Here is a 19,244-nt window from a genome sequence, read left to right on the forward strand (position 1 = left end):
GGCCCACCAAAACAAAAAAGCCGCATGCGAACCCATGGAGGGATTCGTATGCGGCCGACAGGGGGTATGCGGCAAAAGTTAGGCCATGAGCAGGCCGGTCTCCGCGACGTTCTTGTACCAGTACGCGCTTGCCTTGGGATAGCGCTTCTGGGTCTCAAAGTCGATGTAGAACAGGCCGTAACGCTTGTTATAGCCGTTGGTCCAGGAGAACTGGTCCTGCAGCGACCACACGAAGTAACCGTCGACGTTCACGCCGCCGTCGATTGCCTTGAGGATCCATGCGAGATGCTGGCGCATATAGTCGATGCGAGGGGCGTCGTCGATAAAGCCATCCTCGAAGTCGTCCTTATAGCCCATGCCGTTCTCGGTGATGTAGATCTTCTTGTAGTTGGGGTAATCGTTCTTAATACGCAGCAGCAGGTCGTAGAGGCCCTCGGGATAGATGATCCAGTCCCAATCGGTGGTGGGTACGCCTTCGCGCACGCATGACTCGCCCACGCCCTTGAGGAACCAGCGCGAGGAGCCCTTGTCACCGGTGCCATTGTGGTTGATGTCATTTTCGCCCTCGGCGGCACGCAGGAACTGGCACTTGTAGGTGTTGACGCCCAGGCAATCGTTGTAGGGGAGCGCGGCGGTCAGCGCGGCGATGTCCTCGTCGCGGACGTCGAGCTCGCCGCCGGCGATATGGGACAGCTTGGTCGCAGCCTCCATCGTGTCGGCGGCATAGTGGCCGCGGAAGGTGGCGTCGAGTACCCAGCGGTTGTTGATGACGTCGGCCATGCGAGCTGCCTCGCAGTCGGCGGCGTTGTTGGGGTCGAGGGGATACTTGGGCTCCAGGTTCTGGACAATGCCGATCTCGCCCTCAAAGCCACCCTCATGGAAGGCGACGACGGCCTTGGCGTGGGCCACCATCATGTTGTGCATGAGCTGGAAGGCCTTGTCCAGGCGATACTTCTCGCCGTGCGGCCAGTTGCCGACGATAAAGCTGCCCTCGGCGGTCGCGGGAATCTCGTTAAAGGTAAACCAGTGCTTGACCTCGGTGAACTCGGCAAAGCAGAACTTGGCGTACTCGACAAAGGCGTCGATCGTCGTGCGCGTCAGGAAGCCCTCGCCGCCGTTCTGGTAAAAGGCCTCGGGCGTATCGAAGTGATCGAGCGTGACATAGGGGATAACGCCGGCTTTATTGCAGGTGGCAAAGAGCTCGTGATAGAAGGCAACACCCTCGGGGTTAATCTCACCAGTGCCGCTGGGGAAGATGCGGCTCCAAGCGATGGAGACACGGATACCGTTGATGCCGAAGCGCTGGCACAGGTCGATATCGACCGGGTACTTGTTGTAGAAATCGCTTGCGGGGTCGGGGGAGAAACGGCCCTGAGCAGCCAGGAAATCGTCCCAGGGCACTTTGCCCTTGCCGTGTGTACGGGTCTCGCCCTCAACCTGGTAAGCAGCGGTGGCGCCGCCAAACACAAAGCCGTCGGGGAACTGCATGGGGTTGGTCATGAGTCATCCTTTCTGTGGGATACGAATAGGGAGAGGTGCCCGAACCGGGAATCCGGGCACCAACAGAGGGAGGTAACTAGTCGAGGTTCTCGCGGAGCCACTTGATGGCGCCAGCGGGGTCGCGAGTAAGGTCGATATATTCCTTACCGCGGGGAGCGAGCAGCTTAATGCCCAGGCGATCGGTGTCGGCCTTCATGTCGTTGTAGTAGCTACGAACCTGCGGGGCGAGCACGATGACGTCGTACTGATCCATGATGGCAGTGTGCTGACCATAGGCGCCTGCGGAGGAGGCGATGTTCTCTCCGGTCTGCGCAGCACCTTCCTTGATGGCGTTGGCAAGCATGGCAGAGGTGCCGGCGCCGGCGCACAGGACGAGGACCTTCAGACCGTCGACATCCTTCTTGGCGGATGCATCGGCAGCGGGCTCGGGCTCGGGCTCGGGCTGATCGGCGACAGGCTTGCTGTCGGCGGCGGCAACAGTCGTCTCGACGGAAGCGGTAGCCTGCTCGACGGCGGGCGCAGAGGGCTTGGCGGCGATGGCAGCGGCACCATTGGACTCGAGACCCAGCTCGGCGGCGCGCTCGGCCTCCTGGTCGCAGAGCAGCTTATCGTATGCCTTCAAGAACGGCAGGTAGATGATGGCGTCCAGCAAGATGATAATCGCGACAAATACCAGGGCGATAAGCTGGAAGTTCGTGGTGATGAAGATGCCGATGGGGGCGGGGGTAGCCCAAGGCACCACGAAGGAGAAGCCGTTCATGCCCACGTTATCGATAAAGAACTTGGCAACACTCACGTTGGCACAGCCGGCGGCAACAAAGGGGATGAGCATGTAGGGGTTAAGGATCATCGGCGCGCCAAAGAGCAGCGGCTCGTTGACGGCGAAGGCAACAGGAACAATCGAGGCCTTACCGACGGCTTTGAGCTGCTTGGACTTCATAAAGAGAATCAGCAGAAGCGGCACGATGAACGTGGCGCCGGTGCCGCCGAACTCACCCACGAGCGACATGTTAAAGGTGAGGGAGTGGGCGGGGTGGCCGCCGGCCAGCAGAACCTGCAGGTTCTCAGCCTGGTTGGCAAGACGGATGGGGTCGATGCCCGGCTGGACGATCGAGGGGCCGTGGACACCGATGAACCAGAAGAACGCGGTGGCTGCCTGGATAAGGATAAGGCCAGGATAGGTTTCTGCCGCAGTGAAGAGCGGGGAGAGCAGCTTGATGAGCAGCTCGGAGAACGGAACGCCCATGAGGTTGCGCACGACAACATCGATGATGCCGCAGATGATGACAGCGCCGCCAAAGGGGATGATGTCGCGGAAGTTCTGAGCGATGGCGCCCGGAACCTCCTTGGGCAGCTTAATGGTCAGATCGCGCGAGACGCAGAACTTATAGACCCACACGGTAATGAACGCGGCGATATAGGCCGAGAACAGGCCGCGCGTACCCATGCTGGTGCAATCGAAGACAGAAAGCTCGGAGCCGTCGAACTTGGTGGTGAACTGCGTAACAGCGAGCAGCAGCATGCTGCACTGGGCGGCAACCATGGTGGAGCCGTCGTTGAGCACCTTGCCGGCGGGCATGCGACGGTTCATGGAAGCCGTAAAGTTCTTGGCGGTGGTGCCGGCAACCATGATGCCCATGACGCCCATGGTGAAGTTGTACAGCTTGTTGCACCAGTCGATGAGCGGCTGGGGCAACGTGATTCCAACTACGCCGGGAAGGGTGGCGATCAGCAGAAAGATCGAAGAGGTAAGGACGATGGGCATGCACCCAAGGAATCCGTCTTTGATGGCCTGGAGGTAGACATTCCTCGAGATCTTCTCAAAGAACGGTTGATGCTTCTCGAGCATCTTTACGATGGCGTCCATAGAGCTCCTTTGCTACTTGATGCGCGATGCATGTGGATGGAACTGGTCGTCGATGGATGGTCAGGACTGCCCGGAAGCCTTCCTGCTTAAGGAAGGCATTGCGAAATGACAACGTTGTCATTTCGTTAATGACAACGTAAGACATTTTTGGAAGAGCAACAAGGATATACGGGCGAGCGGTCGATATTGTCCGGTGAATGGTTGATTTATCAGTCAGGCAGGTAGTGTATGCTAGAACGCAAAAAAACAAGCGATAGAGAACCGAGTGGAGAAGCAGTGGCAACGATGGACAAGAAAAACGTCTCGATGAACGATGTGGCGATTGCCGCGGGTGTTTCTCTCAAGACGGTGTCGCGCGTGATCAACGAGCCCGATAGCGTGCGAGAGTCGACACGCGATAAGGTCCATTCCGCAATGGAGGCGCTCGGGTTTCGAACCAACTTTGCCGCGCGTTCGCTCAAGTTGGGCCGTTACGGGTGTATCGGCGTGGTGCTGTTTCACTTGTCGGGCGGCGCCGTGGACATGATTGACGGTATTGCCGATGCCGCCGAAGAGCGGGGCTTTGCTCTCACGATGATCAAAAAGCGGGCGGGGGAGAAGATGACCCTTGCCGATGCGGCGCACAGAATGTCGCAGCTTCCCGTCGACGGCATGATTTTCAACCTGCGTCAGATGGTCGATGACTTTGATGCCTTTGAGGCACCGAAGGACCTCAAGACGGTGATTATTACGCCGATGGAGCATCCTACCTGCTCCACCGTCAGTGACGACCAAGAGGGCGGCGCGCGCATGGCGTGCGAGTACTTCTTGAATCACGGGCACAAGAGCGTGTACTTCGTTTCTGGTAAAAAAGAGTCACTGTCGAGCCAGTGCCGTATGAAAGGTTGGCGAGCGGCACTCGAGGCGCGTGGCATTGAGCCGCCCGAGCCTCTGCAAGGCGATTGGAATGCGGATAGTGGCTATGCCGCGGGCCTTGTGCTTGCCGATAAGCCCGATTGCACGGCGGTCCTCGCTGCTAACGACTGCATGGCAAACGGCGTGATGATGGCTCTACGTGACAAAGGGCTCGGTGTGCCCGACGACGTGTCCGTGATCGGCTTCGACGATGAGCTTTATAAGACGATTCCCAACTCGATTCTGACGTCGGTGAAGTTTCGTCACCGCGAGCTGGGCATCCGTGCGCTCAATGAGGTCGTCGCAGGTCTGGAAGCCCCGAGCTCCAGAAGCCGTACGCTCGTCTCGGGCGTGTTGGTCGAGCGCGCGAGCGTGCGGGATCTGCGGGCGTAGACGTGCTCGGCTCGTTCATCTCAACCTGTAACAGTTAGGGCCGAAATACTCGGCTAGATGTTACAGGTTGAGATTGAGAGGATTGTCCTGTGCGTTTATCTCAATTTGTAACAACTAGACGTCCAAAACCGGTTCTAGTGTTACAGATTTAGACAATTCGACCCGGTCTCCCCGGTTTGTCTTGATTTGTAACAGCTAGGGACCAAAAACTCGGTTAGATGTTACAGATTGAGATAAACGGCTTTCGACCTGCACAAAAGGGCCGGGGGCAGCGCGTCGTGTGACGTGCCGCCCCCGGCTGAGAAATGGGGACAGGTTATGTGGGCGGGTAACCCCGTCAGCCGCTAGTCCAGACGGCGGGTCTGCGCTACGTGCTTGTACCAGTAGGCGCTTGCCTTGGGCGTGCGCTTCTGGGTTTTAAAGTCAACGTAGAAGAAGCCATAGCGCTTGTTGTAGCCATTGGTCCAGGAGAACTGATCCTGCAGGCTCCACAGGAAGTAGCCACCCACGTTGACGCCCACCTCCATGGCCTTAAGCAGCCAGCGCAGGTGCTGCTCGATGTAGTCGATGCGCGGCTGGTCGTCCACAAAACCGTCCTTGTAGGGGTCCTTGTAGCCCATGCCGTTCTCGGTGATGAAGATCTGCTTGTAGTTGGGGTAGCGCTGCTTAATGTAGACGAGCAGATCGAACAGACCCTCGGGATAGATGATCCAGTCCCAGTCGGTGGTGGGGATGCCGGGCTTGTTCACATGCTCGCCAATGCCCTTGACGCGCCAGCGACCGGTGCCCTTCTCGCCCGTACCGTTGTGGTGCAGGTCGTTCTCGCCATCGTAAGCCTTGAGGAAGCGGCACTGGTAGTTGTTAACGCCCAGGTAGTCGTTGTAGAGCGCTGCCTCGCGCATAATCTCGAGGTCCTCGTCCAGGATCTCGATGGTGCCGCCCGAGACGGCAGCCAGGCGGTTGGCGCACTCGAGGGTGTCGGGGGCATAGTCGCCGCGGAAGGTGGCGTCGAGCAGGAACTGGTTTTGCAGCACGTGCTCGTTGTTGGCGGCCTTGATGTCGGCGGGGTCGTTCTCGTTGAGCGGGTACTTAAACTCCAGCGACTGAATGACGCCGATCTTGCCCTTAAAGCCTCCGTTGTGGAAGGCCAGTACAGCCTTGGCGTGGGCGAGCATCATGTTGTGCTCGCACTGGAAGGCTTCGGCCAGATGAGCTTTGACGCCGCCGGGGAAGGTGCCCTCGATGTAGGTGTTGGAGGCGTCGGCCCAGATCTCGTTAAAGGTGAACCAGTAGGTTACCTGGTCGGCGTACTCCTTAAAGCAGAAGGTGGCAAAGTCCACAAAGGCGTCGATGGTCTCGCGGTTGAGGAAGTCGCCCTTCTCAAAGAGGGGCAGCGGCGTGTCGAAGTGATGCAGCGTGACAAACGGCTCAACGTGGTGCTTGTGGCACTCGGCAAATAGGTCGTGGTAGAACTGCACGCCCTCGGGGTTCACCTTGCCGGTGCCCTCGGGGAAGATGCGGCTCCAGGCGATGGAGAGGCGAATACCGTTGATGCCAAACTCCTCGCACAGCTCCAGGTCCACCGGATACTGGTTGTAGAAGTCGGAGGCGGGATCGGGAGAGAAGCGGCCCTGGGCCTCCAAGAAGTCGTCCCAGGCGACCTTGCCCTTACCGTGGGTGCGGGTCTCGCCCTCTACCTGGTAGGCAGCAGTGGCGCCGCCAAAGACAAAGTCCTCGGGGAACTGCGCGGGCGGGTTGGTGACGCTGGCGGGGTTAACGGACATGATGATCCAATCGTTTAAATCGAAGGGCCAGCCTGTCTTGGATAGCTGGCTGGCCCTAAGCGTTGCTTACTTCGACAGCTGCTCGCTCACAAAGGCGAGAGACTTGTCGCCGTTCTGGGAGAGCTCGATGTACTGCTTACCACGGCAGGCGACGCACTTGTTGCCCACGCGCTCGCAGTCTTTCTGCAGGTCGGCCAGGTAGCTCGCGGCCTGCGGGGCCAGGACGACCAGATCAAAGTCGGGGAGCATGTCGACGTGGTTGCCATAGGCCTCGGCAGCGGTCTCAAGATTGATGCCGCGCTCCTTGGCGGCCTTGGCCAGCGCGTTAGCGAGCAGGCCCGAGGTACCGCCACCCTGGCAGAGCACGAGCACGCGCTTGCCGTTGAGGTCGCTGGCGGTCGTTGCCCCGGCAGCGGGTGCTGCAGAAGCGGCGGGGGCGTCAGCCTTCACGGCCTCGGCGGCAGCGCCGGCAGCAACGCTCTTGGCGTCAGCCTTGCCCTGGAAAGCGTCGTTGAGCTTGGCGGCCTTCTCGGCGTTCTTGGCGGCGAGCTCTTCCTGGGAGATCTCGGCCTCCTCGGCGCACTTCTGGGCGTCATAGGCGCGGAAGAACGGATAGTACAGAGCGAAGTCGACGACCAGGATAAGGGCGAGCATCACAAAGGCGAGCGGCTGGAAGCCCAGGCCCATGATAGTGCCGATGGGGCCGGGGACGGTCCAGGGCAGGGTGTACATAAAGCCGTTCATGCCCAAGAAGTCGATAAAGATCTTGAGGATCCAGATGTTGGCGATCGGGGCAAAGACAAACGGGACAAAGAAGACGGGGTTGAGCACGATGGGCGCGGCGAACAGCAGCGGCTCGTTGACGGCAAAGCAGACGGGGACGATGGCGGCCTTACCGACGGCGCGCATCTCCTGAGACTTGGCCAGGAAGCAGAACATAAAGACCAGGACGAGCGTGGCGCCGGTGCCGCCCATGCAGACGACGAAGTACTGGGCACCCTGGGTCAGGACAGCGGAAGCGTGCTGGCCAGCCTGGAACGCAGCCAGGTTGTCGGTCATGTTGGCAACGAGGGCGGCGGCGATGGCGGGCTCGACGATCGAGGGGCCGTGGACGCCCACGAACCAGAACAGGCTCATGGCGCCGTAGATCACAGCGAGGCCGATATAGCCATCGGCAGCGGTGAACAGGGGCTGGAACACCTGGATGACGCCCTGGGCAAAGCAGAAGCCAAAAGCAGCGCGGAAGGCGATGTCAAAGACCCAAAAGACGGTGATGCAAACGGAGAAGGGGATGATGTCCTTAAAGGTCTGCGAAATGTTGGGCGGAACCTGCTCGGGCATCTTGACGGTGATGTTGCGCTTAATGAAGAACTTGTAGATGATGCCAGTCACAAACGCAGCGATGAAAGCGGTCAGCAGGCCCTTGGAACCAAGGTAGGTGGTGTTGAAACCGCTGGCGGCGTCCGTGGCGATCGTGTCGCTCGAAAGGAGCAAGAAGCCGATGATGGCCGCGCACATGCACGAGATGAAGTTGATCTGGTTGTTCTTGGGCAGATCGCGGTTCTGAGCGTCGGCGAAGTGCTTGGCCGTGGTGGCGGCGCAGGCGATGGCCAGGATGCCCATGGAGTAGTTGTAGCACTTCCACAGGGCGTTGTTGATGTCATCGGGCCAGTAGAAACCCCAGATGTTGGGGACCGAGGCTACCAGGCAAAAGATGGACGAGAAGATGATGATGGGGATGACGGAGATAAAGCCGTCGCGGATCGCCTTGAGGTACTTGTTGCGGGCGATCGCGTTGAAAAAGGGCTGGCCCTTTTCGATGATGGCGATGAGTTGCTCCATGCAATGCTCCTAAGAGTCGGTGGGTTAGCAACGATGGTAGCTTTTGGCTTTCGGTTGCCAAAATGTTGACGTTGCCATTTTGTGACACAAAAAAGAAGTGAACCGGTGGTTCCTGTGCCTGCGAACCGTCGATTTCTTACGCGTAAACGTTTGAGCCGCCCGGTGGCTCTGTGTTTGCACAATGGCAACGTTAACATTTGGGCGACAAAAGCCGTTCGGGGAAGCAAAAATGTCGGTGAACGGTAGGTTTTGGGTGGTGAGCGTATGGTGGGGGAGGCGTTGGATATACTTGAAGGCGTTAAAAATGACTGCGCAAGGTGCCACCAATGGCATCGTTGACATAGAAAGATCGACCTATGGCCGCTGTTAAAAAATCGGTATCCGTCAAAGACGTAGCGCGCCTCGCGGGCGTCTCGGAGCAGACGGTCTCGCGCACCGTGCACGATTCGCCCAGCGTGCGCCCCGAGACCAAGGAACGCGTGCGTGCCGCCATGCGCGAGCTGGGGTATCGCCCCAATTTTGCCGGTCGATCGCTGCGCCGCGGTAAGTTTAAGACCGTCGGCGTCGCCATGTTCAACATTACCGGCACCGGCAATCTCGACCGTATGGAGGGCTTTGCCGCCGCGGCCGATAAGCACGGCTATGCCATCACCCTCACTAAAGTAGACGGGCATCCGTATACCCTCGAGAGTGCATCGTCGCGCATGAGCGCACTGCCAGTGGACGGCGTGGTCGTGATCATGAATCGCATGCCGGCAGACTTTGGCACCTTCGAGCCGCTGCCCGGCATGCAGACGGTGCTCGTTACGATGTTGGAGCACCCGCTCTGTTCAACGGTCGATAACGACCAGTTCGATTGCTCGCGCCAGGTGGTCGAGTACTTGCTGGAGCGGGGGCACAAGACCGTGCACTTTATCTCGTGTCCCGAGCGCTCGCTTTCGGGCATGCGGCGCGAGGAAGGCTGGCGCGAGACATTGCGTGCGCATGGCATTGAGCCACCGCGACTTATCCGTGGCGATTGGACGGCGCAGAGCGGATATGCCGCAGGTCAGGCCCTGGCGGATGATCCGACCTGCACGGCCATTTATGCCTCCAACGATGCCATGGCCTACGGCTGCATTCGCGGGATCGAGTCGCGCAGAAAGCGCGTGCCCGAGGACGTGAGTGTGGTGGGTGTTGATGACAGCCTGGGCGATATCGTGCCCGACCGTCGCCTGACCACGGTGCGCTTTGACAACAAGCGCGTCGGCATGTGGGCGGTCGACAAGATTGCCGGCGCCGAGGGCGTTGCGCCCGGTGTGGAGCACATGCTGTTTCCGGGCGTGCTCGTCGAGGGCGATACGGTGCGCGATGTACGCTAGGGCGCAGGTCTGTTTGGGTTGCCGCTAATTGTGTTCGATATTGTTCAGATTGGTTTAAAAACCGTTCACGGGCGAAAAGCGACCGTTCATAGCTCGAAATCACGTTTTGCGCTGTTCTTTTTTGTTTGAATGTTATTGTTTCTGTCATACACAACGCAGCGCGTATGCCCGGACGCGATGCTCTCCATTGGTTCATATGTGAAAGGAACGCAATATGGCAACCAAAGAAGAAATCTCGATGGTTGGATTCGAGATTGTCGCATACGCAGGTGACGCCCAGACCGATCTGCTTGCAGCGCTCGATGCTGCTCGCGAGGGTGACTTTGAGAAGGCCGAACAGCTGCACAAGGATGCCAGCGATGCACTTATCGGCGCCCACGACACGCAGACCAAGCTGCTTTCGCAGGAGGCCGGCGGTGGCGAGATGGAGATGACCTTCATCATGGCTCACGCCCAGGACACTCTCATGACCACCATGATTCTGGAGAAGCAGGCCCGCTTTACCATCGATGCCTACAAGCGCATCGCCGAGCTCGAGGCCAAGCTTGCCTAACGAGTCCTCACAATCAAGTCCCCTTCCAAAAGCTCTGCCGCAAACCCGCGACAGGGCTTTTTCTGTCCCCCTCCCCGCAACTCATCCCGAGATAGTCATTGGGGACGTTCTTAAACGACTAGTCGTTGGGGGGCAGTCTTGGTGCGCTCCGTTCGTCCTCCCGTTCGATTTTTGCTCGGTGGGTATACTTCCTTTCGCATTAAACGCCGGACTGAGGAGGTATCCAAATGCCGGATAACGGGTCAATACAAAAAAGAGACGCGCACGAGGTAGCTCATGGGCGTTCTGTCCAGATAACCGAGCACACGACAGTAACCGAGCTGCAGCCCAGCCTGTCCGATGTCGTGTGCGCAAACAAAAAGCTGCAGATTGGTTTTATCGTTGCGCTCGTGGTAGTGGCGCTGCTGTCGGGCTTTGTAGTTCGTCCGCATTTCGCCGATACCAAAACTTGGGACTCCACCATCGAGGTTATCGATCAAAAGAAGGGCAACGTTTTGGCGCTCACGACCTCGTGCGTGGCGCTGTCTGCGGGCATCACGGCGCTGCCGGGCGATACGGGAACGCCGGTCGCCGAGCAGCTCGCCCAGCTTTCGGGCAACTTGGGCATTGTGCTTGCCGTGCTCTACCTCGAGAAATATCTGCTGACCATCTTGTGGTCGGTGGGCCTGGGTATCCTGATCCCGTTTGCTCTGGTGCTCTTTGCGGTCTCGCTTGGCATTCACGGACGCTGGAGCACGAGTGCCGTCCTGCGCCGCGTGGCGACCCGCGTGCTGGTAGTCGCCATGATCGGCATGGCGTTGGTGCCTGCAAGCGTGTGGGTATCGCAAAAGGTCGACGAAACGTATCGAGTGAGCATCGAGGCGGCCGAGCAAAAGGCGGCCGACGCTGCAGACGTGGCGGATAACGACAGTTCCAAAGCAAGCAAGAAAAAGACTGAGTCCACAGAGCCCAAGAACGTGCTTGAGCAGCTTGCCGACGGTGCCTCGGGTCTTGTCACATCGGTGACCAGCGGCGCCAAGCAGATGACCGATGAGATTGTGCAGCAGGTGACTGATCTGATCGAAGGCGTTATCGTGATGATCGTGACCTCGTGTGTTATTCCGTTGCTGGTGCTCGCGGCGTTTCTGTGGTTGGGGCACACGCTGCTGGGGATCGATATTTCCGGTCCGGCGAACTACTTAACGGGGCGCTTTCTGAGCGCTCCGTCCAAGCATGCCAAGAAGGGCGGGCAGTCCGTGTAGCTAAAACAGCTGTATATACCGGGGCATACTGCCGAAGGGCGGGCGAGACACGTTCTCGGCCGCCCTTTTGTTTGTTGAACACATGGCCGCTACGTCCGCGCCAGACCCAAACGGTCAGCAATCACCCGTGAATGGTATTTGTTCAAAAAAGAACAAAGACAAACAAATAGTTGTTGCAGTTAATGTTCGAATGTGTTCAAATAAACAAGAACAGTGAAGAACCGCACATTCAGATGCCCGGACCTGAACGCGATTCAACACTTCCAAACAGAAACTACGCACCTGCGTATCTCTCAAGGAGGATGTCATGAGGGTTGTAATCGCTTCCGATGCCGACGGTATGTCGATGAAGGAGTCCATCAAGGAGATGCTCATCGCCGACGGTCACGAAGTCGTCGACTATTCCGAGACCCCTGCCGCGGACCTTGTCGATTCCGCGACCGCCGTTGCCAAGGACCTGCTGGAGCACAAGGATTCCCAGGGCTTCGCATTCGATAAGTACGGCGTCGGCTCCTATATGGCTGCCGTCAAGATCAAGGGCATGGTCGTCGCCAACATTTCCGACGAGCGTTCCGCTTACATGACCCGCGAGCACAACGGCTCGCGCATGGTCACCATGGGCCCGGGTGTCGTGGGCACCGAGGTCGCCAAGAAGATCGCCCGCGAGTTCCTGCGTGCCCAGTACGCCGGCGGCCGTCACCAGATCCGTGTCGACATGCTCAACAAGATGGCCTAACGAGAGCCACCGAGAACTCGAACTTCTACCTCAACTTGTGAATTCAGACGAAAGGACGTTCTGATGAAGAAGACCATCGCAATCGGTTGCGACCATATCGTTACGGACGAGAAGATCTATCTGGCCGACCGCCTGGAGCAGGCTGGCTACAAAGTGCTCGACTGCGGCACCTACAGCCACACCCGTACGCACTATCCCATCTACGGTAAGGCCGTGGGCGAGGCTGTTGCCAGCGGCAAGGCCGACTTTGGCGTGGCCCTGTGCGGCACCGGCATCGGCATCACCAACGCCGTCAACAAGGTTCCCGGCGCCCGCTGCGCCCTGGTTCGCGACATGACCTCTGCCCTGTATGCCCGTCGAGAGCTCAACGCCAACATCGTGGGCTTTGGCGGCAAGATCACCGGCGAGTTCCTGATGGCCGACATCATGCTTGCTTTCCTGGAGGAGCCCTACGACAAGACTCCCGAGCACGATGCCCTGATTGCCAAGATCGATGCCTGCAACAAGGCCGATGCCGAGGCTCAGGCCGACCCGCACTTCTTTGACGAGTTCCTCGAGAAGTGGGACCGCGGCGAATACCATGACTAGCGGGTATCCGGCGTAATTTACTAGTCCGTTGACGGCTCGCGTTTCTGTGAGGGGGCGCGGGCCGGTTTTCTATCAGCCCTATTGACTTGGCGGGCTGTCGTAAGAAAGGGAAGGCTCCTATGGAGTTTGTTCTTGATAACGGCTTGATTCGTGTGGCGTTGAGCACGGCGGGCGGGTCGTTCACTTCTATTGCGGCCAACGGCCGTGAGTACCTGTGGCAGGGTGACCCGGCGGTCTGGTCGGGCCAGGCACCCATTTGCTTCCCGATCTGCGGCGGCCTTCGTGACGGTCGCGCGATGACCATGGGCGGCCGCGAGGTAAACCTCGCCCGCCACGGCTTTGCGCGCAAACAGGAGTGGAAGCTCGAGGAACAGAGCGACAACATGGCTGCGTTGAGCCTAAGCTCTGCCGACCATGCCGAGTTGCTCGAGCAGTACCCGTATCCGTTCAAGATCGTTGCTCGTTACACGATCGATTCGGAAAAGGTGGCCGTGTCGTACGAGGTGACCAATGAGGGCACCGAGGACATGCCGTTCTTTGTGGGCGGTCACCCCGGCTTTAAGTGCCCGCTCGACGAGGGCGAGTCCTACGACGATTACGAGCTCCGTTTTGAGCAGCGTGAGGCCGCCGAGCTCTGTACTGCCGTTCCCTCGACGGGCCTGATTGATGTTGAGCATCGCAGCAAGAACCCCATGATCGGCCAGAACCTGCCGCTTGCCCACGAACTCTTCGACTTCGCGGAGACCATCTTCGACGTGCTCGAGAGCCGCGTGGTTACGCTGACCAAGAAAACCGAGGACAAGGGCGTGCGCCTGACGTTCCCCGATATGCCGTACCTGATTGTGTGGAGCAAGCCCGAGGGCGACTTTGTGGCAGTTGAACCGTGGGGCGGCCTGTCCACCTGCTCCGACGAGGACGATATTCTGGAGCACAAGCGTGGCTGCTTGGTGGCCAAGCCGGGAGAGACCGTCACCCGCGGCTTTGAGATTGAGATCCTTTAACGAGCTATCGTATGTTTGGGGTGGGTCATGCCGCCCCGGAACAGGAGTTCAATATGATTCTGACCGTTACCATGAACCCGTCGATTGATACGCGCTATCAGCTCGACAAGCTGATCATCGACGATGTTAACCGCGTGACGCCCGAAAAGACCGCTGGCGGCAAGGGCCTCAACGTGAGCCGTGTGCTGCTGCAGTTGGGCGACGATGTGCTCGCGACCGGTCTGCTTGGCGGCCACATGGGTGCCTATATGGCCGAGCTTATGGATGCCGACGGCGTCAAGAATGACTTTGTGCCCATCGCCGGTGAGACACGCATTTGCCTGAATATTCTGCACGAGGGTAATCAGACCGAGCTGCTGGAGAGCGGCCCGCAGATCGCTCCGGCCGAGCTCGAGGCCTTTACGGCCAAGTTCGCCGAGCTCGCTGCGAAGGCTGACGTCGTGACGCTTTCGGGCTCGCTGCCGCGTGGCGTCGATGCCGGCTACTATGCCAAGCTCGTCAAGATCGCCGAGGAGGCGGGCGCCAAGGTGCTGCTCGACACCTCGGGTGCATCGCTGGAGGCTGCGCTGGAGTCCGACGCCAAGCCCGAGCTTGTGAAGCCCAATCTGACCGAGATCAAAGGTCTGCTGAGCACGTCCTTCACGACCGATGATGTCGATGCCCTGCGCGAGGCGCTTGCCGCCGATGGCCGTTTTGCCGGTATTCCCTGGGTTGTCGTTTCGATGGGCGCTGCCGGTTCGGTGGGCTTCCATGAGGGTCGCGCATTTCGCGCCAAGACGCCCGCGATTGCGGCTGTGAACGCGACGGGTTCCGGCGACTCGACCATTGCCGGCTTTGCGCATGCCATTGCTGCTGGTGCCGACGACGTCACCGTGCTCAAGACTGCCAATACCTGCGGCAAGCTCAACGCCATGGACCCCAAGACCGGCCACCTGGTCATGGACCGCTGGGACGAGGTCTACAACAGCGTTGAGGTCGTAGAGTTGTAGCGGTTGCGACTCCTAATAGAATGAGCGTGGATAATCTCCTGCTTTTGGTGCCCATACGAGCTCAAAGTGGGAGATTTTCCACGCTCGAGTCATTAGTCGTTGGGGACGTTCTTGTTTGACTAGTCGTTTAAGAGCGTCCCCAATGACTACACGCAAAAATGGCGCCCGCCGGCGATGTTGCCGGCGGGCGCCGTTGTCTTGAAGACGAAATGATCCGTTTTCCTTCGTCCGAAAGGGATCATTACAGTGAGTCGATAAAGCGCTGCTGGGCGGCACGGCCGGCTTCATCCCATTTAAATACGCCGGCGTTGTCGAGCACGTGGCCAAACACCACGCCGACCTCCTCGTGCAGGATATCGATGGCGTTGTCCGCCGTAAGCTCGTCGGCGCGGCGGGCATAGACATCCTCGGCCCATGCGGCGTGGCTGCGGCAAAGACTATCGCCCTCGAGCGCGCCGGCAAGGTCATAGCTGGCATCGGCCTTGGCCGCCAGCAGGTGCTCGCGGACAGCACCGAGCTCGGGAACCAGGCGCGGCGGAAGAATGGCGAGACCCATAACCTCGATCAGGCCGATGTTCTCCTTCTTAATGTGGTGATACTCGGCATGCGGGTGGAACACGCCCAACGGATGCTCGTCGGTCGTGATGTTGCAGCGAAGCGCCAGGTAGGCCTCGTAGATTTTGCCGCCGGCATTGCCGCGGGAGTCGACGCGGCGGATGACGGGTGTCACGGTGTTGTGCGCCATGTCATCGGCTGTGTGCGCGATGACGCCCACAGACTCATCGGTCCACTCGCGCCAGGCGAGGATAATCTTCTCGGCAGCGTCGAGCAGCTGAGCGCGGTCATGCGAGCGCAGGCGAAGCACCGAAAGCGGCCACTGCAGCACAGCACCCGTAACGCTGTCAAAGCCGGGCACGCTAAACTGTGAGACCTCGGTGGCATGCATCATGGGGAACTCGTGCGCGCCGCCCTGGAAGTGGTCGTGCGACAGAATCGAGCCGCCCACGATGGGCAGGTCGGCGTTGGAGCCAATAAAGTAGTGCGGGAACAGGTCCACAAAGTCGAGCAGGCACGTCAGGCCCTTGCGGTCAACGTGCATCGGGCGATGCTCGGAGCTCATGGCAATGCAGTGCTCGTTAAAGTACGCGTACGGGCTGTACTGGAAGCCCCAGCGATCGCCATTGAGCGAGATGGGGATAATGCGCAGGTTCTGGCGTGCAGGATGAGCGCCGCCGTCGGCTGCGGCGGAGCGTCCGGGGTAGCCCTCGTTTTCGATGCAGAGCTGGCAGGCGGGATACTTTTCGCCCGTGTTCTTGGCGGCACCTGCCGCGGCGATATCGCGCGGGTCCTTCTCAGGCTTGGACAGGTTGATGGTTATCTCGAGATCGCCCCAGTTGGTGGGGGTGCTCCATTTGATGTTGCGCGCGATGGCGGCACGGCGCACGTAGCCGGCGTCGCAGCACAGGCCGTAGAACCAGTCGGTCGCGGCGCGGGGTTCGTTGACGCCCATGCGGCCGTTGAACTCCTCGTTTACAACCGAAGGCCTCGGCATGAGCATACCCATGATGCGCATGGCGATGCGGTCGCGCCCCGATGCCGTGTCCTCGGCAGCACCGTTGGCAACGGCGGCCTCGGCAAGCGCGGCGAGCGTGCCCTCCAGGTCAAAGTCGGGCAGGGTATCGGGGTGCAAGAGCGAAATCTTCTCGGTCTTGAGCGCCCAAGCCATGTCGAGTGCGGGGCCCGTGGCGCCGATGCACTCCAAAATGGTGTTGTAGGCCCAGATGCGATCGTCCTGTCCGATCATCGATCGATGGATGGCATACTCAATCAGGCCCTGCGCGGCCTCGCGCACGTCGGTCATTACAGCCATGCCGCGTAAGCCCCCTTGTCAGAAATTGCGTAGTGGCGGGCAGAGCCCTCGCCCAGCCAGCCGTTCATCTTGGCAATGAAGGTGTCGACCAGGTCGAGCGGCACGAAGGCCTGGATGGTGCCACCAAAGCCGCCACCGTGAATGCGAACGGCGCCGCGGCCGTCGAGCACGTGCTCGGCCAGCGCCAGGGCATACATGGAAGGCTGCTCAGACCCCAGCTTGGCAACGACATTCTGCAGGTACATGGCGGAGCTGGCGCCGGACTCGCGCGTCAGGACCAGGAACTGGTCGATGTCGCCGGCGTTAAGGGCCGCCCAACGCTTATCGACCAGGCCGTTTTCGTACCAGTAGTGAACGGCGCGCAGGCAGGCACGGTCGCCCAGCTTGGCGCGCAGCTCGGGGAGCTTGGCGTCAAAATCGGCAACGTTTACCTCGCACAGGCGTGCCTTGCCAAACTCGGCGGCGACGTCTTGCATCTCGCGCGGAACGGCGGCGTAGTCGTCGGTGGCGGCCACGTGGTCGGCGCCGACCTTAACGAGCACGAGCGCATAGCCGTGATCTTCAAAGTTGAGTTCGAGCTTCTGGGTCTTAGGCTGAGCCTGATCCTCAAAGTCCATGTAGGCAAGGCCGCCCAAGCACACGGCGGCCTGGTCCATAAGGCCGCAGGGCTTACCGTAGTAATTGTTCTCGGTGCGCTGGCTCATCTGGGCGAGCGCGACAGGCTCGATGGCGGGCGCTCCCCAGAGCGTCTCCATGGCACGACCGTATGCCGCCTCGACAGCAGCGGAGCTCGAAAGACCGCCGCCCGAGGGGACGGAGCAGGTGAAGGCGAGGTCGAAGCCCTGGGGCTCAACGCCCAGAGCAGCGATTTCGTGGGCCATGCCGCGGACGAGGCTCGCGGACGTGCCCTTCTCGGACTCCTGAACGTCTAGCGTGTCGAGCGCGATCTCAAACGTGGGATAGCCTTCGTCGGCAACGCGGACCTTGTTGGAATCAGTTGCCACGGCGATGCCGTCGACGGCGACATCGAGCGAGCCGGCGATAACGTGGCCGCCCTCGTGGTCGGTGTGGTTGCCGCTGATCTCGGAGCGGCCGGGCGCGTGCACATAGAGCACCTGGCGATCGCCGATGGGGCCAAACTCATCCTCGAACAGCTTGGTGAGTGTGGCGAGTGTCTTTTCGTCGGGAGCGGTCATGAGGGTCCTTTCCTTGGCGCATACTGACGAGCTTTGCGTCGTAGTGAGTACGTTAACAATCTGAAGCGGCGTAAATTCAGCATCTACGATGCCGCACGTTACGGGCTATGTTAACGTACTCATAACACAACACTTATCACTTTTTGAGAATCTGGTAATCGGTAGAAATTCAGCCGTGAACGGTATTGCCGTATGGACTTATAGAGCAGAAGAGTTGCGGATTGAAAAAGTAGAGTACGTTAGCATGCGTCCGACGATAGCGGGCTTCGGCGCGGGGTGTGTTTCTGCCCGGGCCGGCATGCACGCTATTCAGATCTCGCAAGGGTGAAGGTGATCCTGTGGCAAGGCGCCCGTCCAACGATACAGGTACGCGTCCGGTCTCCATGGCCGACGTCGCCCGCGCTGCTGGCGTTTCGCAGCAGACGGTTTCGCGCGTCGCCAACGGCTTGCCCAACGTTAACGAACAGACGCGCCAGCGCGTGCAGGCCGCCATGCAAGAGCTCGGCTTTCGTCCGAGTTATGCCGGTCGCTCGCTGCGCGACGGCCGCTACCATTCGGTCGGTCTGTGCGTCAACGATGTCACCAAGTTCGGTAACCTGACGATGATCGACGGCATTGCCAGTGCGGCCCGTGAGCGCGGTTGCGCCATCACGCTGGTCGAGATGTCCAAGACCGAGGAGTTTTCGCTTGCCGAGGCCACGCGTCGTATGGCTGCATTGCCGGTGGACGGCATCATCATCGGCATGAGTCGCATGGCGCCCGATTTTGAGTCGTTTGATCCACTGCCGGGCATTGGCACGGTTATCGTCACCATGTATGCGCATCCGCGCGTGACCACGGTCGATTCCGATCATTACGGCTGCTCGCTGCTGCTCATGGATCACCTGTTTGAGCTGGGGCACGAGCAGATTCGCTATATTGGTGGCCCGTCGTTCTCAGTCGACGAACAGTTTCGTCGCGCCGGCTGGCAGGATGCACTCGAGCGTAAACACATCGAGCCGGTAGAGCCGCTCGAGGGTGACTGGTCTGCCAACAGCGGTTACGAGGCCGGCAGGTACCTGGCCGAGCACGACCGCACCATGACGGCGATTTACGCGGCAAACGACCAGATGGCAAACGGCGCCATCGCCGCGCTGCGCGATAGCGGCTTGCGCGTGCCCGAGGACGTGAGCGTGGTGGGCGTCGATGACTCACTCGACGACTTTGTCGCGCATAACGAGCTCACGACCGTTCGATTCGACTTGCATCAGCGCGGACGAGAGGTGTTTGAGCATGCGGTTCCCGAGGCGGGTGCGGCGGGCAAAACCGTTGCCATTCGTATTCCCGGCCAGCTTATCGTTCGACATAGTACGGCGGCACCGCGCGCATAGTTTCCGCAGGTCAACGGTGATATGTTGAACATCAATAACAATCGATAAGGATGCCGGCA

The 19,244-nt window shown here is 59.8% G+C and carries 15 protein-coding genes; 9 read left to right on the forward strand and 6 right to left on the reverse strand.

Annotation, left to right across the window (positions count from 1 at the left end; genetic code table 11):
• Nucleotides 1–78 precede the first annotated feature (78 nt).
• Both lacG (DXD94_RS05160) and DXD94_RS05165 read right to left on the reverse strand, forming a co-directional pair.
• Entirely contained in the window at nucleotides 79–1,500 is a 1,422-nt protein-coding gene (gene lacG / locus DXD94_RS05160) for a 6-phospho-beta-galactosidase (RefSeq protein ID WP_199407118.1), read from the reverse strand.
• A gap of 76 nt (nucleotides 1,501–1,576) precedes the next feature.
• On the reverse strand, nucleotides 1,577–3,367 hold the full coding sequence (locus DXD94_RS05165; RefSeq protein ID WP_117763433.1) for a PTS lactose transporter subunit IIBC: 1,791 nt from the start codon (nucleotides 3,365–3,367) through the stop codon (nucleotides 1,577–1,579).
• A 285-nt stretch (nucleotides 3,368–3,652) separates the two neighbouring features.
• On the opposite strand from DXD94_RS05165, the gene DXD94_RS05170 reads away from it, so the two are divergent.
• Complete coding sequence (locus DXD94_RS05170; protein WP_158564795.1) at nucleotides 3,653–4,654, forward strand: LacI family DNA-binding transcriptional regulator; 1,002 nt, start codon at nucleotides 3,653–3,655, stop codon at nucleotides 4,652–4,654.
• Between the two features lie 344 nt (nucleotides 4,655–4,998).
• Here the strand turns inward: DXD94_RS05170 and lacG (DXD94_RS05175) are convergent, their stop codons facing one another.
• A complete protein-coding gene (lacG, locus tag DXD94_RS05175) occupies nucleotides 4,999–6,438 on the reverse strand; it encodes a 6-phospho-beta-galactosidase (RefSeq protein ID WP_117763435.1) in 1,440 nt (479 codons plus the stop codon).
• A 66-nt stretch (nucleotides 6,439–6,504) separates the two neighbouring features.
• Nucleotides 6,505–8,280, reverse strand: a complete 1,776-nt coding sequence (locus tag DXD94_RS05180; protein ID WP_117763436.1) for a lactose/cellobiose PTS transporter subunit IIB — start codon at nucleotides 8,278–8,280, stop codon at nucleotides 6,505–6,507.
• Between the two features lie 356 nt (nucleotides 8,281–8,636).
• On the opposite strand from DXD94_RS05180, the gene DXD94_RS05185 reads away from it, so the two are divergent.
• The 7 genes from DXD94_RS05185 (at nucleotide 8,637) to DXD94_RS05215 (ending at nucleotide 14,749) form a co-directional block, all read left to right on the forward strand.
• Nucleotides 8,637–9,641, forward strand: a complete 1,005-nt coding sequence (locus tag DXD94_RS05185; RefSeq protein WP_117763437.1) for a LacI family DNA-binding transcriptional regulator — start codon at nucleotides 8,637–8,639, stop codon at nucleotides 9,639–9,641.
• 214 nt (nucleotides 9,642–9,855) lie between these two features.
• On the forward strand, nucleotides 9,856–10,194 hold the full coding sequence (locus DXD94_RS05190; RefSeq protein ID WP_055252615.1) for a PTS lactose/cellobiose transporter subunit IIA: 339 nt from the start codon (nucleotides 9,856–9,858) through the stop codon (nucleotides 10,192–10,194).
• Nucleotides 10,195–10,421: 227 nt separating this feature from the next.
• Nucleotides 10,422–11,435: a hypothetical protein gene (locus DXD94_RS05195; RefSeq protein WP_117763438.1), complete on the forward strand. Its 1,014-nt coding sequence runs from the start codon at nucleotides 10,422–10,424 to the stop codon at nucleotides 11,433–11,435.
• Between the two features lie 307 nt (nucleotides 11,436–11,742).
• Nucleotides 11,743–12,171, forward strand: a complete 429-nt coding sequence (gene lacA / locus DXD94_RS05200) for a galactose-6-phosphate isomerase subunit LacA (protein ID WP_117735479.1) — start codon at nucleotides 11,743–11,745, stop codon at nucleotides 12,169–12,171.
• A 63-nt stretch (nucleotides 12,172–12,234) separates the two neighbouring features.
• Complete coding sequence (gene lacB / locus DXD94_RS05205; protein ID WP_117583544.1) at nucleotides 12,235–12,759, forward strand: galactose-6-phosphate isomerase subunit LacB; 525 nt, start codon at nucleotides 12,235–12,237, stop codon at nucleotides 12,757–12,759.
• 119 nt (nucleotides 12,760–12,878) lie between these two features.
• Nucleotides 12,879–13,760: an aldose 1-epimerase family protein gene (locus DXD94_RS05210; protein WP_117763439.1), complete on the forward strand. Its 882-nt coding sequence runs from the start codon at nucleotides 12,879–12,881 to the stop codon at nucleotides 13,758–13,760.
• A gap of 53 nt (nucleotides 13,761–13,813) precedes the next feature.
• Nucleotides 13,814–14,749: a hexose kinase gene (locus tag DXD94_RS05215; RefSeq protein WP_117763522.1), complete on the forward strand. Its 936-nt coding sequence runs from the start codon at nucleotides 13,814–13,816 to the stop codon at nucleotides 14,747–14,749.
• Between the two features lie 241 nt (nucleotides 14,750–14,990).
• Here the strand turns inward: DXD94_RS05215 and DXD94_RS05220 are convergent, their stop codons facing one another.
• Entirely contained in the window at nucleotides 14,991–16,619 is a 1,629-nt protein-coding gene (locus tag DXD94_RS05220) for a UDP-glucose--hexose-1-phosphate uridylyltransferase (protein ID WP_233540322.1), read from the reverse strand.
• Nucleotides 16,610–17,815 carry a galactokinase family protein gene (locus tag DXD94_RS05225; RefSeq protein WP_117735475.1) on the reverse strand — a complete coding sequence of 402 codons (1,206 nt, stop codon included), beginning with the start codon at nucleotides 17,813–17,815 and terminating at the stop codon, nucleotides 16,610–16,612. Before DXD94_RS05225 ends, DXD94_RS05220 begins: the two co-directional genes overlap by 10 nt.
• Before the next feature lie 383 nt (nucleotides 17,816–18,198).
• Between DXD94_RS05225 and DXD94_RS05230 the strand changes: the two genes are divergently transcribed.
• Nucleotides 18,199–19,185, forward strand: coding sequence for a LacI family DNA-binding transcriptional regulator (locus tag DXD94_RS05230; RefSeq protein WP_117735474.1), 987 nt, complete (start codon nucleotides 18,199–18,201; stop codon nucleotides 19,183–19,185).
• The last annotated feature ends 59 nt before the right edge of the window (nucleotides 19,186–19,244 follow it).

Source organism: Collinsella sp. TM10-22 (genome assembly GCF_003466125.1).
Classification (GTDB): Bacteria; Actinomycetota; Coriobacteriia; order Coriobacteriales; family Coriobacteriaceae; genus Collinsella.